Here is a 16399-nt window from a genome sequence, read left to right as displayed (position 1 = left end):
TCAACAATCCAGACTTCATATTTTCCATCTGGATATTTTAAATTACAAAGATTTTCCACCAAATTGCCGATGACAGCTTCCTCATTTTTTGCCGCCACCAACACGGATACATAGGGATAATCACCCTGGATCTGGGAAATTTTTTCCCTGGGTTTAGCAAAAACTATCACCAAGGCATGAATACCCATAATTGTAGTCAGCCCCAATACAAACAAGGAGCCCCAAGAAAGTAAATTCAAGGCAATAGTACCGCTCCAAACCATTGTGAGAACTAGAGCGGCCTTGCGTCTACGACCTTGAAACCGGGATGGTAGAGATAAAGTAGTTGTCTCCACCTCCGTCTCCAGATCCTCTGTTAAATCAACGTCTGACAACAGAGAATTGAGTGGGTCAAGCTCGTTGTAAGAATCGTTTTCGGGCCAGAAATTCGCTGGCATAGGTAACTTGATTCAACCACCAATATTTGTCCACACCCATAAAGAAGCTGGGAATCAAATAACACCAAACTGTGCAACCTTCACATACATCTAGCTTACCTTGGGATTGGCGGTATTCTTCCACCTTTTCTGATTCTTGGTATAGCTCATAGAGCTTGCCATTAATCGGCACCCCGGTTTGAGCAAAATGATAACAAGGTAACAGCTGATAGCTGATTATTTAGTACTTACTATAGATGCCAGGGCATGATTTTTTTTATCTGTTTCACAACTCCTAATTGTATTAAACCAAGGAAATTTAACTTGCTTCAATATATTAAATCTAATTCAAAGTGTTTGTCAACTTATAAACCTCATGTAAAACCTCATGTAAAACCTCATGTCAAACCTCATCTAAAACCTCATAAAACTCATGTAAAACCTCATAAAACTCATGTCAAACCTCATGTAAAACCTCATCTAAAACCTCATAAACCTCATGTAAAACCTCATAAACCTCATGTAAAACCTCATAAAACTCATGTAAAACCTCATAAACCTCATGTAAAACCTCATGTAAAACCTCATGTAAAATTCCTAGATTTTTGTTCAAACTCAATGTCGTATAGGTAGTAGAGCCAAACATGCAGGATATGACAGCCCTATATCAGTAAATGTTACAAAAGTATGTTATAACTTATACTGAAAACTAACCTATTTACTATATGAGCCCAAATCCGGTTGTCAAAACCCCTTTCTAAAAATCGACCAAATCTTTTTACGGCGGTTTCCCTTTTAGCTGTAACTTTTGAGACAAATTTCGAGGGGTTTACCCTGGCTGAGAATGGGTATGCTTGCCTGATCGCTTCGATGTAACTGCTCAAGTCTGTTTTTCCATGTACCGGAAGTGCCCCAGAATGCGTTCGCGTAGCGGCTCGTACCGAGCATCGCTTCCGGAGCGTAGCGTGACCATTCCCGTAGCGTGGCCTAAAGGCCCAGGTCAATCGCGTCCCAACAGAATTCCGTAACTTATATACTACTTATTGAAACATCGCTATTGTCATCGGATGGATCGGGAGCAGGTCAAATTTGGCGAACACATGAACTACTTGACAAAACAACAAAAATGCGAGATATGAGCAAGTATTAGTTGCAAAACAGATCAACTATTTACCATGATTAGCAAGCAATTACCCATGAGAGGGCTATAGAAAAAGTAAAAATACTCGGCTATTGTGAGATGCTCCCCCTATTACAGCAGAAGTCAGAAGTCAGAAGTCAGAAGTCAGAAGTCAAACTCTTGCGCTTACTTAGGTTTGAGACTTTTGTCATGTCCTAACTGCCCTGGCGACTGCTATACCTATTACCCATTACCCATTCCCCATTCCCCATTCCCCATTCCCCATTCCCCATTCCCCATTCCCCATTCCCCATTCCCCATTCCCCATTCTCTAAATTTAGTACTAATGTTGCTGCATAAGTGACATGCTCCCTCTTTCACCTTTGTCCAGTTCGTCAAACTCACGTTAAAATAATAAGAATTAAGGTAGCGAAATAGTATGATTTTGATTATTAACTAGTTAATCTAATTGGAGTTTTTCTTATGGCAATTGATCGGGCACCTGGCGTTTATGTAATCTCTCAAGATGAGGTTGGAATTGTCTATAAAAAGTTTGGTAGTCCTTTACCATCTAATCGTCAAATCGCTCTTAATGGAGAAATGGGTTGGCAGGTTGATACTCTTGGTCCTGGAAGACATTTCCACTCTCCTTTGAGCTATAAAGTTGTTAAACAAATGGCTATACATATTGATAAAGATGAAATTGGATTAGTAACCGCCAACGATGGTGCTTCTCTTGCCACAGGTAAAATTTTTGGGAAAGTTATCGAAGAATGTGATGACTTTCAAGATGGTCGTGCTTTTATCAAAAATGGTGGTCAACGGGGTAGGCAGTTAGGCATTTTAAGAAATGGTATTTATCGGATTAATACTCAACTTTTTTCTGTTGAAATCAGGAAAATTATTCATATTAATGACTATGAAATTGGCTTAGTAGAAGCGAAAGATGGCAAGCCACTTCCGATTGGAAAAACCTTTGGTGATGCTGTTGAATGCAACAATTTTGAAGACGCTCAAGCATTTATTGATAATGGGGGATATAGGGGACAACAGTTAAAGATTATTACTACTGGCAAATACGCAATTAATACAGAACTTTTCAAAATTAAGAGAGTTGAACTTATCAAAATTGGAGTTAATGAAGTAGGGTTAGTGGAAGCAAGGGATGGTCAGCCACTTCCACTTGGTCAGAACTTTGGTAAAGTTGTTGAATGTGACACTTTTCAGGACGCTGAAGCATTTATCAAAAACGGCGGTCAACAAGGGAACCAATTAGGAATTATTCCTCCTGGAACTCACTACATTAATACAGAGTTGTTTAAAGTTAATAATGTCCCAGTAATTAATATTCGCTCAGGGGAGATAGGGCTAGTTATTGCTCAAGATGGTGCTGAACTACCACCAGGACAAATACTAGGTAAAGCTGTAGATTGCGATAATTTTCAGAATGCTGAAGCCTTTGTCAACAACGGTGGTCAACAAGGTAAACAGCGCACAATTCTTACTGAAGGTTCCTATAGAATAAACACTGAAATATTTACAGTAGTTACTACTGACAATGCCAAGCAATATGGACTGAAACCAGAACAATTAAAAGTTTACAGAGTTGAATCAGGTAAAATTGGTATTGTTACTACTTTTGATGGTAAGCCCTTACCAAGAGGGGAGATTGCAGGACCAGTTATTGAGGGACATAATAAGTTTCAGGAGCCACAGGAGTTTATTGACAAAAGTGGCTATCGAGGTTTACAAGAAGAATTTATCGAAGAAGGTTTTTGGAGTTTAAATCCTTGGTTTGTGGAAGTTGAACAAGTTCCTTTAACTAATATTAAAACTGGAACAGTTGGAGTTTTAATCTCCAATGTTGGTAAGAATAGCCACGCCAATCAAGAGCAAAATACTTATGGTTCTCAGTTTAATATCGTTCCAATTGGGTATAAAGGGATTCAAAACATACCAATAGAAGCGGGAACACATCCTATCAATACAAGAGTTAAAAATATAGTAATAGTTCCTGCCCATGAAATAACTTTGGACTGGACGAATAGAGATAAACCAGCAACCAACTATGATTCTAATTTGAACACATTAAAGCTTCGCTCAAAAGATGGCTTTATTTTGAATCTTGAAGTCACCCAGGTTATTAATATTGCTCCCAACAATTCTCCTAAAATGATCTCTCGTGTGGGTTCACCAAATGCTCATAGTTTTCAGCAAGTTGAGGAAGAAGGAGGAGTTCTTAGCCCCTTGTCTAAGGGTGCGGTTAAATATAGCTCTATTAAAAACCTTGTGAATAGGGTCTTAGCATCGATGGTTGGTAATTACTTCCGTAATTCCGCTCAAGACTATAATGCTTTAGACTTCTTACAACAACGGGAGCAAATTCAGGAAAGAGCTACAGAATATATCAAAAGTGCTCTGAATACTTATGGTGTTGAAGGGGTTGGTACTTTTATAAACGAAATTGGCTTACCAGCTGAACTTCAACACCTAATACAGACTCCAACAATTAACGATAATTTAAATTCACTAGAAAAATTTTTGCTATGGTGTGCTGGTGCAGATCATCACATTTTGGCACAAAAAGAATGTTTGACAGAACGATATAAATATACAGCAATTGGTACCACGGTTCTGCTAACATCAACAACGGCTATTTTTTCCGGTGGTTATGCTCTTTTTACAGTATTTGGTTCTGTAGCAGCTTCTTGTCTAGGAGGAACGTTTTGGAGTTTTATAGTTTTTAACTTAGATCGTTTTTTAATTTTAAGCTCTAAGAGAAAAGAAACGGACTTAAATTTAAATTTGCCATTTATTGCAGCAACAAGTCTTCGATTGTTAATAGCATTATTGTTAAGCTTTGTGGTTGCTAAACCCCTTGAGTTGAGGCTCTTTGAAAAAGAAATTAACCAGAAAATAGAACAAGATAAAAATGAACTATCCAAAGAAGAACTTACCGAACCAATAAAAGACCTAGAGCAAGAAATTCAAGCCTTAAATATAGAAAAAAATAAGTACAAAAATGAATGGCAAAATGCAGAATATGCGGCTAATGCAGAAGCAGAAGGTACACAGGGAACAGGCCAACTTGGAAAAGGAATTGTTTATCAAGACAAACGAAACTATGCAGATGAGATCAAACAAAAATTTATTGAATTAGATAATAAAGTTAAGGAGAAAGAGGATAAAATAGATAAGCTTAAAGAACGTAATCTTATTTTGCAGTCACCAGAGAGTAACTTAGAACAACTGAATCAAGAAAAAATTGACAAAAAATCCTATGGCTTCTTAGCTCGTCTTGTTGCTTTAGAAGAGTTATCTAAAGACGATCCGAATATTCGTAATATTAATTGGCTAATAACTGCCTTATTCGTCACTATTGAAATCTCACCTATATTAGTTAAACTTTTGTCTGGTAAAGGTCCTTATGATTATTTACTTGAGCAGAAAGAAAGTCAGGAAGTTTATAATGAATATTTTCGCATTAAAAAAGAACAAAGACTTCAATTATCTGAAGGAGCATCAAAAAAATACATGAAAACAATTAAGGAGTTTGAAGAGTAAATTATAAAACCAAAATACAGCGGTTTGCAATTCACTGACAATATGTTGTTCAAGGATACTGAAAAAGTAGGCGTTGCTTAATAATGGAATGATTTTAAGAGTTTTTAGGTGCCCTTTCCCATGGGCGAGTAAATCCCCCTTGGGTCGCACCTGTAAAATGGGCATCTTGCCCTGGAACTGGCATCTTGCGTGGAACTGGCATCTTGCGTGGAACTGGCATCTTGCCAGTTTCATGCTTATTTTCGCGCGGGCATCTTGCGTGGAACTGGCATCTTGCCAGTTTCCTCCTTATTTCCGCGCGGGCAGGATGCCCACTCTACTCCTATTGATTAAACAAGTATTTTTACTCAGTAAAGTCTATTTTTTTGCGTTCCCGTAGCGGCTCCTACCGAGCATCGCGTAGCGTGACCATTCGCCTAGCGTGGCCTTTAGGCCAAGGTCAATCGCTTCCCAAAAAAATTACGTAATCTTAGTATACTACTTTCTGAAGCATCGCTATTGCCTATTGCCTATTGCCTATTGCCTATTGCCTATTGCCTATTGCCTTAAAACTATAAACAATGTCCCTCAAACCTTGCTGAAAATTGCCCTATAGTGCCCTATTCACAACTCCTACAAAAATTGATATAGTTACCCTTGTCAGCAACGTTTAATCAACAGGAGGATTAGAGCAATTCATGAAGTACGGTAAGTACTTTTTACACCTGGCAGCCTTTCTACTAGCACTAACTATTCTAGTGTTGCCTCTGCCAGCCCAAGCCCAAAGCGCTGCCACCATTAACGCTACCTATGAAAACAAGGATCTAAGCGGTCAGGATAAATCCGGTGAAGACTTTAGTGAGAATGTTTTTAGCAATGTCAATTTACAGTCAGCCAACTTGAGCAAGGCTAAGTTTATAGGTGCCAACATTACCAAAGTTGATTTCACGAATGCTAACCTACATGGAGCAGATTTTACCTTTGCATTCATTAATGGATCTACTTTCAAGGAAGCAGACTTAACCGATGCAGTGTTTGAAGAGGCAATGATATTGAAATCTAAATTTAAGGGTGCAGATATTACTGGCGCTGACTTCACCTTTGTAATTTTGGATTATAACCAAGACCAGGAGCTATGCAAAAAAGCTTCTGGTACTAATACTATAACTGGTGTTGATACTCGCGATTCTTTAGGATGTTAATGAAATTAATCTAAGTATTCAGCTGTCAGCCGTCAGCTGTCAGCCGTCAGCCGTCAGTGGTCAGCCGTTGGCCTTTGCCTGTTACCGTAGTTTGCGTGGCACAGGCTTCTAGCCTGTGATAAGTGCGCGCATAAGCTAATAGCTGAACGCGCACGCGTGCGCGTAGCGCTTAAGCTGAATACTTAAATTAATTCTCATCTAAATAAAAACGGTAAAACAAATAATCATCCCGGAAAGGATGATCATCTGCGACATGATGAATAATACCTCTATTAATTAGTATCTGTCCAACAGTTACTGCGTCTTCCCGAGTAGAATTACACCGTTTTACCAACCAATCTACGGCTTCTGAGCCAACAAAACAGCATCCATAGCTATTGAGACGATAGCGACGGTCTTTAATATCCAATCCTCCTGGTTGACGCATTTCCTCGACCAAGGTTTCAATGTCTAGTGTTACCATATCCTCTTGCAAAGGAGCCGTAGGGTAAGAATCTAGATCTACTTCATCCATCGGCTCTAGGAAACCTGAAACTAAAGCATCTTGGGTGGGCCGCTCAGACTGATATCCATTAGGAATATAGAGTTGGTTTTCTGGCGGTTTTGGCTGACGCTCCCCCAGCCAAGCCGTGAGCAATTTCTCTAACTGAGGCGATCGCACATGGAGGTCCCGTTGAGGAAATGGTATATGGATATCATGGCGACGCAGACTTTTCTCAATCCGGTAGTTCAAGTCACTTTTGATTTTAGGCTGCCGCTTGGGGTCTCCAGTCCAGACCAACAGCTCAAAGTTGAGGGAACTCTCACCAAATTCCTGAAACCAAACTTGGGGATAGGGCCTCAGTAACACTTCCGGGTGACTCTTGGCAGCTGCCAACAGTGCCTTCTTGACCTGCTCCACATCAGATCCGTAAGCCACTCCTACAGGAATCTTGAGCCGGGAAATCGGGTTACCGTGACTCCAGTTAATCACCTCAGTTTCTAAAAACCGGGCATTGGGCACAATTATTGTCACTTTATCCAAGGTGCAAATTTCTGTACTGCGGGAACCAATGCGCTGCACAGTTCCCACCAAATCGTTGACTTTAATAAAATCCCCCAGTTGAATCGGTCGCTCTAGGGTGATAATTAAGCCACTGATAAAGTTGTTAGCAATATTTTGCACACCGAAGCCAATTCCTACCCCTAAGACACTGGCAAAAATGGTTAGGGAACTCAAATCCAACCCAGAACTTTGCAGTATGATAATCATGCCCAAAAATGTCAGGACATACTGGGTCAGGATAGCAATAACCTCTTGCACCCCTGAATCAGCGCCACTTTTGCCCAAGACGTAACGCCTCAATAGCCTGGTGAGGGCACTAACCACAAACCATAGCACAACGGTTAATACCACCAACAGCAGCACTTGGATAGCAGAATACTTGCTTTCTCCTGCACCAATGACAGGAGACTTGAGGAAGTTTAACAGGTCATAACGCCAACTGCGAACTTGGGGAAATAGGTCACTAATGGTTAAGATCGCTGTAGTCCACAGGATAAGCTGTAAACCTAACAGGGCTGCCCCCAGAAATAATTTGGCTGGGTCATGCCAAGGGAAAAAAGGCGAAGCCGGATTCCCTAGCCAAGAGGTCAGTTTCCGCAAGGCAAATTGCCTGAAGAAGCGTAACAGCAAGTACAACAGCATTAACAACACCTGCACTATGGCTGTAAACCTTACTGCCTGACGACTATAATCTGGCATCCGCTGTCGTTTGCCCTGCCGGATTGCCCTTTCAATCAGCTTCTCCCATTTCTGGGCTTGCTCAAGAGGATCAGTATCAGGAATTTGATCGGCCTTGGTAATGGTGACCAGAATGCGCTCGGTAAACTTGGTACGAAGAATCCCCTCGTTTTGCCCGACATATTCAATGTCCACATACTTAGGTTTTTGTGGGGATTTCACCTCCCTTGCTAAGCGCTGATTGATCAGATTGGCTCGCTCAGTAGCGCTAAAGTTGCCAGCGTTGCCCACTTGAAATAATTCAATACCATCCACTACCACAGGAGCTTTCTTAGTGCCATTTGCCAAAGATTCCTGTGCTAAGGTAGAGCATGGTAATAGGGTGAGCAGTAGGGTAAGTACACCTAGCAAAACCAATCCCAAGGAACGCTGAAACCTAACCCTTGGGAAAGGGTTAATGGAAAATCGAACATTCAGAAGAGATTCCATAGGTTACGTTCCATTTAGGTTCTATTTTCGATAACATTAGAATCTCATGGTTAAGATTGAGCTAACTAGCTGTTGACGACTAACCGTTCTAGATGTGTAGAGGAATCGTTGTCCTCGTCTTGCATCTCCGGTTTTAACCCTTCCAGCAGACCGCTGACCACGACCCACGTGCCGACTCCCATTATTAAAAGTACCACTAAGCCAATCAACCAAACCATAGGTTTATTCTTGGGCAGAGAGTTGGAGACACTTTTCTCACCTAATAGACTCGTCTGGTCAAAGTTCTGTGCAGTGGCGTTCAGGTCATTTTCCCGTTTCAAGGTCGCTGTAATCTTGTAAGGACCAATCCGCAGGGTGTCCTTGCTTGAAAAAGGTTGAATACCAGAGCGAATCTGTCGCCCGTTAATAAATGTGCCGTTGGCGCTGCGGTCAGTAATATAGAGTTGGGTATTAGCCACTGTGATCAGGGCGTGATAGCGGGAAATTTCTTTGTCAAGAAGTACCAGATGAGACACAGATTGACCTGCTAACTGTTCTGGCAAATGGTCCTTTTCTCGACCAACAGCAATGGGCGGTCTCAGAACAGGTTTCTTTAACTCGCCGGTTTCTGGGTCTTCCCAGGTCAATTGAACATAAATAGGTTCAGCCAAGATTTCACTCCTGCTAACTAGAACATCGTGGATCAGTGCTGAGTAGGTCAGTGCTGAGTTTTGCTTAGCACATGAAAAATTTATTGTCAACCATGGCCAGCGGTGCTCAGGGGCTGACAACAAGAGTGAAAATTAGATAGGGTGTCGGGTGTGGGGTTTTGGGTAGGTCATGGGTAGGAGCCAGTTCCCCCTGAGGGGGTGACAACAAGGCGCTTATGCCATGGAGACCATGCTGTCAGCCTCTCGTTAAACTGAGATAAATTAATCTTGAAGCACTGATTTTAACTATGCCTGATTTTTTGCCCATTGCTTACTTTCAGAACAAGTTTGTCCCTTTTGCTGACGCCAAAATTTCCATTGCTACCCATGCCTTACACTACGGCACTGGAGCTTTTGGCGGATTACGCTCTCTCCCTGACCCGAAAAACCCACAGCAATGTTTACTGTTTCGGTTAGACCGCCATTGCCAACGGCTAAGTAATAGTGCCCGGTTATTAAACTACAATTTACCTGCTGATAAAATCAAGACTATTATCATTGATTTTATAAAACAAAATAAACCAACTACACCGTTTTATATCCGCCCTTTTGTCTACACGTCAGATTTAGGAATTTCCCCGAGACTCCATAAGATTGACAAAGACTTTTTTGTGTATGGATTAGAATTAGGTGATTTTTTATCTCCTAAGGGAGTTAACTGTCGGATTAGTTCATGGCATCGACAACAAGACCAAAGTTTACCCTTGAGAGGTAAAATTAGTGGGGCTTATATTACCTCTTCCTTGGCAAAAACAGAAGCAGTAGAGTCTGGCTTTGATGAAGCAATTTTGATGAATTCTGAGGGGAAAGTATCGGAAGCTTCTGGGATGAATATCTTTATAGTCAGAAATGGGCAGCTAATTACCCCTGGATTCGATCAGGATATCCTAGAAGGAATTACTCGGGATAGTATTCTGACCCTTGCTAAAGACATGGGCTTGCCAACTATACAACGACCAGTGGATAAATCAGAACTATTTATTGCGGATGAAGTATTTCTGAGTGGGACAGCGGCAAAGATCACCCCAGTTAAACGAATTGAAAACTATCATTTATCTCAAAACAGACCAATAACCGAAAAGCTAAAGGAAATGCTAGCAGCAATTACCGAAAATCGGGAACCGAAATACAAAGACTGGGTGTCTACGGTTAAAATTGATAGTTAAATTAAACTCCGGCTTATAGAACCCTGTAAACCTGTAGCGACTTCTGGGATAGCGAGTATAATCAAAGCTAAACCATGAACAATGAACTGCTAAATTCCGCAAAGCCCTTAGGCGGTCGCTACAAAATTATCAGCAAGCTGGGAGCAGGTGGCTTTGGTGAAACGTTTCTGGCACAGGACTTGCACTTGCCAGGAACTCCCCAATGTGTGATTAAACAGCTCAAACCTCAGGTGACGGATCCTGAGTGTTTGGAAATTTCCAAAGGCCTATTTGAGCGAGAAGCCCAAGTCCTCTACCAGCTGGGTACCCACGATCAGATCCCCCAGTTGCTGGCGCATTTTGAGGAAAATCACGAGTTTTATCTGGCCCAAGAATTTATTGATGGACAACCCCTCAACCAAGAAATCAGTCAGCCTTGGGAATCAAATCGAGTGATTGCTCTGTTGCAAGACATCCTACAAGTCCTAGTATTTGTCCATGAGCAACGTGTGATCCATCGTGATATCAAACCCCCAAACCTGATTCGCCGCCGCAAGGATAATAGAATAGTCATGATTGACTTTGGGGCAGTTAAGCAAGCTAGCACCCAGATTATCGATCCCGAAACGGGGCAAACCAAAACCATTGCGATTGGCAGTTATGGCTACACCCCCAAAGAACAGTTCGGTGGCAATCCCCGTTTTAGCAGCGATATCTATGCGGTGGGGATGGTAGGTATCCAGGCATTAACCGGAATTCATCCCAAGTTACTAAAAGAAAACTCCGAAACAGGGGAAATCAACTGGCGCAATCGCATCCAACTTAACACCCAAGTTAACTCAGAATTAGCGGATATCCTCGACTGTATGGTGCGCTATGATTTCCGTGACCGCTACCCGACGGCAGTAGAAGCGTTGGCAGCAGTTCAGAGGCTAACTGCTGCACCAACAATAGCTATGTCTGCTACAGTTCCGGAAGAGACTGTTTCTTTTTCAGCAACATCAGCACAAACCCAGGCCAGATCAGAGATCATCCGAAGATGGTTAATGAAGCCTTGGTTGATGATTACTGTCTTAGCAGGGATGGGTATCGGTATTTCTGTGATCGCTACTAAGACTTTTCTAGTTCCCAAACCTGTCACTCAAACTGACAACATTACTGATAACATTAGCGATACCGTTGCCGAAAGTTCGACCACCAGCTCTGAGTCAAAACCTGCAACCCCAGCCGTAGTTAGCAACACCCCTGAAAGTACTACTACCAGCTCAGTCCAAAAAACTATTCCCGAATCGGATACCGAATCAGCTGCGAAATCGCCATCCGACCCGGAAACACAACCAACTGCAATAGAATTAAACAGCCAAGGGGATAGCTTGCGGCAAGCAGAAAAATACCAGCAAGCACTGATGACTTACGAAAAAGCGATCGCAAGCAACTCAAATTTAGCAGAAGCTCATTGGGGTCGTTGTTATAGCCTCTATAATAGACACCATTACTGGCATTTATATAGATTTAATTTACCTATTGTATTATCGTAACAAAATTCTTTGGGCTTATGGTGAAATTAACACACCACTAGCAGAATTGAAAGCTGATCTAGTTTCAGTTAACACTAGTATTGCTGAGATCAGTATGTTATCTCAAAATACAGTAAAGTTACGAGAAATACTAAGCAATAACCTCACTCTATTGTCTCGTTATGCTACTAATTTAGGTATTCTCGATTCCCAAGCCCAAACCATTAAAACCAATATCGAACATTACCAACAACGATTGACTAAACTAAAACAGGTTGATCAACGGGGTGATTGGCACATTCTCGAAGAATTTAGGGATTTAGCAGCTAGCCAATATCTGCAACAAGTGGAGATGGAGCATGGCAGATTAAAGTCTGGTTTAACCTTACTAGAAAATATGATTCGGACAGTAGATGGCATGACCCAAACTTACCAAACCCAGAGTAATCGTAGCTTACACCAAAGCATTGCTCTGGCTGGCGTGGGAGTAGCAACCAGTAGCATTACTGCGACTGTCCTAGTTAAACAACAACCCCCTGAAAATAATACTATCTTTATGATGACACCAGCTTTTGCCTGGAGTATTCTCACTGGTGCGATCGCTACTCTGGTAATGTGGATAATTTTACGCTTATTTCGTCGTTGAGGGAACAGGGAACAGGGAACAGGGAACAGGGAACAGGGAACAGGGAACAGGGAGAGAGGGAAGTGTGGGGAGATGGGGAGATGGGGAGATGGGGAGATGGGGAGATGGGGAGAGCAATTGAAGGCTTTTTAAGCAGTGGATAGATCTAAACTTTCAATGCTGATTAGCTTAATAATTTTATAGGTAAATTATAAATATTAAAAATGCTATGTAACTTGTTGATTTAGAACTGATTAAAATTTAAAGGCATTGTAATTTACATGCTTAATCAAGCAATAAACGTTGAAAAAATAAGTAAGATAAATTGCTAAAACCTTCAAAAAAATAACCTAAATCATTCCCGATTCTCGATTCCCGATTCCCGATTCCCGATTCCCTACTCCCGATTCCCTGTTCCCTTCCCTATATGTACTTAAAAAAATCCCAAACTGTTTTATTATTGCTGCTGTGGATTACGATTGGGACTTTGCTGCGCTTTGCTGGTTTAGGGGTTTTACCTCCTTGGACTGATGAATGTGCGACAACAGTATTTAGCTTGGGTAACAGTTTTTACTCGTTACCTCTGAATCAGTTTATGGGAGTAGACACCCTATTAAGCCCACTACAACCGTCTCCTGATGCTGGCATTAGTAATGTTATTCATTATTTATTAACGGAAAGTACCCATCCCCCAGTTTATTTTGCTCTGACCCATCTGTGGCTAAAACTATTCCCATTAGAGGATGGTATAGTTTCGATTTGGGCAGTGCGATCGCTTTCTGCTTTATTGGGAGTAATCTCGATTCCTGCTATCTTTTGCCTAGGTCGGCTGGCCTTTCGCTCACTATTGGTAGGTCACATAGCAGCAGCAATGATGGCTGTTTCCCCTTTCGGGATTTTCCTAGCTCAACAGGCTCGTCATTATACTCTGGCTATTGTGCTAGTGATAGCATCTCTCGGTTGCTTGGTGAAAGCGGTAGAGTTAATCGACTGTGGTGAACGGTTGCCCAGTTGGCTAGGGTTAGGGTGGGTGGGAGTGAATAGTCTGGGCATTGCTACCCATTATTTCTTTATCCTGACTTTAGGTGCGGAAGCGATCGCATTATTGGGACAAGCTTGGCGAGAAACTCAGCAAGACCGACTAGCTTTGATCAAACCTTACTGGTGGGGAATTTATGGAGTAGCTATGGGTTCCTTAGCGGGATGTTTAGTGTGGATACCGGCCTTACAAACGATTCATGATAGTCCCCCTACCCAATGGATTTATAGCCAAAATGCGATCGCACGATGGATTGAACCCATAGGACGATTTTTACTATGGCTGTTCAGTATGGTGTTACTGCTACCTTCTTCTTTCTATGACCTATCCCTAGGAATTATTATTGTTTCCGGTATAGTTACCTTAATCCTAGTGGTTTGGATAGTATCCCATCTCCGCTATGGACTGAAATTACAGCAACTCGATCACCATAACCGTTCCGTTATCACAATCCTAAGGGAGTATGTCTTAGCAGCAATTGGGTTATGTTTAGTCTTGACCTGGGGTTTCGGTATAGATTTAAGCACAGCCCCCCGTTTTCACTTCGTCTACTTTCCAGGAGTGATCCTGTTGGTGGCAGCAAGCTTAGGTGGTTGTTGGAATCAGATTAGACTTGTTGCACAAGCAGGGAACAGGGAACAGGGAACAGGGAACAGGGAGCAGGGAGCAGGGAGCAGGAACCCACCCCTAACCCCTCCCAGGAGGGGAACACAGGAAAGTAGAAGAAAATCCTATGTACTTGATCGGGATGAAAACAGCTATAAGTCTTACTTTGGCAAAAGGATAGTGGTAGCGGTATGGTTGATTGGGCTGTTGGGTGGATTAGTGACAGTCTCGAATCTTGGTTATCTTCAAAACGAGCGCCCGGATCTACTAGTGTCTATTCTTAAGGAAGCAAGTGAAGCACCGCTTGCGATCGCAACGACCTACAAACACCATGGACAGACCGGGCGCATGATGGGATTAGCTTGGGGATTGAAAGGTCTGACTGTTGCTAATGGTTCTAATGATAATTCCAGGGATTTTCCCCAATTTTTCTTAGTAGGTCGTGACCGGAATAGTTCCAGTTACGAGGATGCTGTCCAACAATTACAACAACAATTAAATGAATTGCCACGACCACTAGATTTATGGTTAGTTAATTTCCGTACCAAAGTTGACCTAGAGTCTCAGCAATGTTTTCGAGAAAAGCGCTCTAAGTGGGCTGGTCAGTATAGTTATAAGCTTTATCGATGTGTTGGGGAAAGCTGAATATAGGGGTTTCAGTTAGGTGAGCTAGATTTTTAGGGAGCAGGGAGCAGGGAGCAGGGAGCAGTGAAGAGGGAAGTCATAAGACGGAAAACAATCCTGTGCACCTGATAGTTATGCAAACCGCCGTAAACACTATACTGTAAAAATCAATAAGTTTATAAATGTCATATATTAATAATTTTAAAGACTTAATAATTTGGCAAAAAGGCATGGATATAGCCGAAAAGTGTTATTTATTAACTAAATTTTTCCCTAAAGACGAATTATATGGTATGGTTCAACAAATTAGGAGAGCTGCGGTATCTATTCCGGCTAACATAGCAGAAGGATATGGGAGAAGGTCAACCGCTGAGTACATCAGATTTCTTAATATTGCCCAAGGCTCAATTAACGAATTAGAAACACATCTTATTTTATCTTCTAGAGTAGGCTTATCTAAGCAAACAGATATAGAAGTAATTGTTTCTTTACTTAAAGAAGAAAGTCGAATGATTATTGCTCTTATTAAAAAGCTAGAACAATGACTTCTGTTTCTCCTTCCCTGCTCCCTGCTCCCTGCTCCCTGCTCCCTAAAACCAAAAAAATTGTACTTTACTAGCTTAAAAACCGCTATACCATGGATAAAGATACTAAATTTGCTTTACTAGTGATTGCTATTCCCCTATGTGGATTAATTTATTGTGGCTCAGCAATAGCAGTGATGGTTTACAGCTCCTATGTCAGAGAACATCCCCTGACATTTGGTACTCTTTTCCTACTAATTCCATTTGCTACCGGAGCATTCATTTGGTTGAGAGCTTCCGCTAAAGCTTATCGAGTAAACGAAACAGGGAGAATTAAGAATTAAGAATTAAGAATTAAGAATTGAGAATTGAGAATTATACTGTCTGGATTCTACCGTCTGGATTCTACCGTCTGGATTCTACATTCTTAGTACTCAATTCAACATCCTAACCTTCAACCTTGGCCAAAAGGCCACGCTACGCGAACAACATCCTAAACTTCAACCTTAATAACCTTGGCCTTTGGCCACGCTACGCGAACAACCTTAAACTTCCCAAAAAAAATAGCCGCAGAAATAATTTCCACGGCTAGAGGTTTTAATGATGACTACAATTTTTCAACCAAACCTAAACACAATCCCATGTCATGAGACCTAATGTTTCGGTCAGGGGGGTTACCCCCCCTAAATTAGTTTAATCGATAATCAGGTATTTGGTCATTATGGTGATGAATTCTCCTGGGATGCCAGTGGGCTGAAGGGGGCTCCACTCGGAGATTTCCGCGTAACGCAGCGCATATAGGGTTTGCATTGTCTTTATTATGGCTTTACGTGATCCTGTCAGAATGTGCTTAACTGGGTATTTTTTTGGAGAAGGTTCCTGAGGAGTATTAGCGGGAGTAATCTCTTCAGGATTGTTGTTTTCGTTTGGGATAAACTCTTCAGTCATCGTTAAAACCTTTGTTTGAAGTTTATAATATAATCATAACGATTATATTTATTATTGTCAAGGGGTTTTAGAATTTATTTTCTGAGGGGGTATTGAAAGAAAATGTACAGAATTAAGAATTAAAAATTGAGAATTAAGAATTAAGAATTGGGAACAGTTGCGTAGGGTGTGTTAGGGGCGGAATTGCCC

Annotated in this window: 15 protein-coding genes and 1 pseudogene; 9 read left to right on the top strand and 7 right to left on the bottom strand. The window is 41.5% G+C overall.

Annotation, left to right across the window (positions count from 1 at the left end; translation table 11 throughout):
• From F6K52_RS04180 to F6K52_RS04170, 3 genes and pseudogenes are all read right to left on the bottom strand, one after another.
• A pseudogene (locus F6K52_RS04180) lies at nucleotides 1-437 on the bottom strand (glycosyltransferase family 2 protein); the annotation flags it as partial.
• A gap of 436 nt (nucleotides 438-873) precedes the next feature.
• Nucleotides 874-1029 (bottom strand): hypothetical protein, encoded by a 156-nt coding sequence (locus F6K52_RS04175; protein ID WP_293074454.1) that lies wholly within the window; start codon nucleotides 1027-1029, stop codon nucleotides 874-876.
• 750 nt (nucleotides 1030-1779) lie between these two features.
• Nucleotides 1780-1941, bottom strand: coding sequence for a hypothetical protein (locus F6K52_RS04170; protein WP_293074451.1), 162 nt, complete (start codon nucleotides 1939-1941; stop codon nucleotides 1780-1782).
• Between the two features lie 78 nt (nucleotides 1942-2019).
• Between F6K52_RS04170 and F6K52_RS04165 the strand changes: the two genes are divergently transcribed.
• Entirely contained in the window at nucleotides 2020-5100 is a 3081-nt protein-coding gene (locus F6K52_RS04165; protein WP_293074447.1) for a DUF4407 domain-containing protein, read from the top strand.
• Between the two features lie 94 nt (nucleotides 5101-5194).
• Here the strand turns inward: F6K52_RS04165 and F6K52_RS04160 are convergent, their stop codons facing one another.
• Nucleotides 5195-5320 (bottom strand): hypothetical protein, encoded by a 126-nt coding sequence (locus F6K52_RS04160; RefSeq protein WP_293074444.1) that lies wholly within the window; start codon nucleotides 5318-5320, stop codon nucleotides 5195-5197.
• A gap of 457 nt (nucleotides 5321-5777) precedes the next feature.
• Between F6K52_RS04160 and F6K52_RS04155 the strand changes: the two genes are divergently transcribed.
• Entirely contained in the window at nucleotides 5778-6281 is a 504-nt protein-coding gene (locus tag F6K52_RS04155) for a pentapeptide repeat-containing protein (protein ID WP_293074441.1), read from the top strand.
• Nucleotides 6282-6468: 187 nt separating this feature from the next.
• On the opposite strand, the gene F6K52_RS04150 is transcribed toward F6K52_RS04155, so the two are convergent.
• Both F6K52_RS04150 and F6K52_RS04145 read right to left on the bottom strand, forming a co-directional pair.
• The gene (locus F6K52_RS04150) at nucleotides 6469-8493 is read right to left on the bottom strand and encodes a mechanosensitive ion channel domain-containing protein (RefSeq protein ID WP_293074438.1); all 2025 of its coding nucleotides are present in this window, start codon (nucleotides 8491-8493) and stop codon (nucleotides 6469-6471) included.
• 65 nt (nucleotides 8494-8558) lie between these two features.
• Nucleotides 8559-9143 (bottom strand): FHA domain-containing protein, encoded by a 585-nt coding sequence (locus F6K52_RS04145; protein ID WP_293074435.1) that lies wholly within the window; start codon nucleotides 9141-9143, stop codon nucleotides 8559-8561.
• A 287-nt stretch (nucleotides 9144-9430) separates the two neighbouring features.
• On the opposite strand from F6K52_RS04145, the gene F6K52_RS04140 reads away from it, so the two are divergent.
• The 7 genes from F6K52_RS04140 (at nucleotide 9431) to F6K52_RS04110 (ending at nucleotide 15606) form a co-directional block, all read left to right on the top strand.
• On the top strand, nucleotides 9431-10348 hold the full coding sequence (locus F6K52_RS04140) for a branched-chain amino acid transaminase (RefSeq protein WP_293074433.1): 918 nt from the start codon (nucleotides 9431-9433) through the stop codon (nucleotides 10346-10348).
• Between the two features lie 74 nt (nucleotides 10349-10422).
• A complete protein-coding gene (locus F6K52_RS04135; protein WP_293074431.1) occupies nucleotides 10423-11865 on the top strand; it encodes a protein kinase in 1443 nt (480 codons plus the stop codon).
• Nucleotides 11852-12490 (top strand): hypothetical protein, encoded by a 639-nt coding sequence (locus F6K52_RS04130; RefSeq protein ID WP_293074428.1) that lies wholly within the window; start codon nucleotides 11852-11854, stop codon nucleotides 12488-12490. Before F6K52_RS04135 ends, F6K52_RS04130 begins: the two co-directional genes overlap by 14 nt.
• The gene (locus tag F6K52_RS04125; RefSeq protein WP_293074426.1) at nucleotides 12487-12633 is read left to right on the top strand and encodes a hypothetical protein; all 147 of its coding nucleotides are present in this window, start codon (nucleotides 12487-12489) and stop codon (nucleotides 12631-12633) included. Before F6K52_RS04130 ends, F6K52_RS04125 begins: the two co-directional genes overlap by 4 nt.
• Before the next feature lie 263 nt (nucleotides 12634-12896).
• The gene (locus F6K52_RS04120; RefSeq protein ID WP_293074423.1) at nucleotides 12897-14759 is read left to right on the top strand and encodes a glycosyltransferase family 39 protein; all 1863 of its coding nucleotides are present in this window, start codon (nucleotides 12897-12899) and stop codon (nucleotides 14757-14759) included.
• Nucleotides 14760-14920: 161 nt separating this feature from the next.
• A complete protein-coding gene (locus tag F6K52_RS04115; RefSeq protein WP_293074420.1) occupies nucleotides 14921-15283 on the top strand; it encodes a four helix bundle protein in 363 nt (120 codons plus the stop codon).
• A gap of 92 nt (nucleotides 15284-15375) precedes the next feature.
• Nucleotides 15376-15606, top strand: coding sequence for a hypothetical protein (locus F6K52_RS04110; RefSeq protein ID WP_293074417.1), 231 nt, complete (start codon nucleotides 15376-15378; stop codon nucleotides 15604-15606).
• Between the two features lie 349 nt (nucleotides 15607-15955).
• Here F6K52_RS04110 and F6K52_RS04105 read toward each other — a convergent pair whose 3' ends face one another.
• Nucleotides 15956-16210, bottom strand: a complete 255-nt coding sequence (locus tag F6K52_RS04105; RefSeq protein WP_293074414.1) for a hypothetical protein — start codon at nucleotides 16208-16210, stop codon at nucleotides 15956-15958.
• Between the last annotated feature and the right edge of the window lie 189 nt (nucleotides 16211-16399).

The sequence above is a fragment of the Moorena sp. SIO3H5 genome (assembly GCF_010692395.1).
Classification (GTDB): domain Bacteria; phylum Cyanobacteriota; class Cyanobacteriia; order Cyanobacteriales; family Coleofasciculaceae; genus Moorena.
Note: the sequence above shows the minus strand (reverse complement) of the source record. Positions and strands in the feature narration are given on the sequence as shown.

Coding starts and splice junctions, on each gene's coding strand:
- F6K52_RS04165 (WP_293074447.1), top strand. CDS start 2,020: ATGGCAATTGATCGGGCACCTGGCGTTTATGTAATCTCTCAAGATGAG.
- F6K52_RS04160 (WP_293074444.1), bottom strand. CDS start 5,320: ATGCCAGTTCCACGCAAGATGCCAGTTCCACGCAAGATGCCAGTTCCA.
- F6K52_RS04155 (WP_293074441.1), top strand. CDS start 5,778: ATGAAGTACGGTAAGTACTTTTTACACCTGGCAGCCTTTCTACTAGCA.
- F6K52_RS04150 (WP_293074438.1), bottom strand. CDS start 8,493: ATGGAATCTCTTCTGAATGTTCGATTTTCCATTAACCCTTTCCCAAGG.
- F6K52_RS04140 (WP_293074433.1), top strand. CDS start 9,431: ATGCCTGATTTTTTGCCCATTGCTTACTTTCAGAACAAGTTTGTCCCT.
- F6K52_RS04135 (WP_293074431.1), top strand. CDS start 10,423: ATGAACAATGAACTGCTAAATTCCGCAAAGCCCTTAGGCGGTCGCTAC.
- F6K52_RS04120 (WP_293074423.1), top strand. CDS start 12,897: ATGTACTTAAAAAAATCCCAAACTGTTTTATTATTGCTGCTGTGGATT.
- F6K52_RS04115 (WP_293074420.1), top strand. CDS start 14,921: ATGTCATATATTAATAATTTTAAAGACTTAATAATTTGGCAAAAAGGC.
- F6K52_RS04110 (WP_293074417.1), top strand. CDS start 15,376: ATGGATAAAGATACTAAATTTGCTTTACTAGTGATTGCTATTCCCCTA.
- F6K52_RS04105 (WP_293074414.1), bottom strand. CDS start 16,210: ATGACTGAAGAGTTTATCCCAAACGAAAACAACAATCCTGAAGAGATT.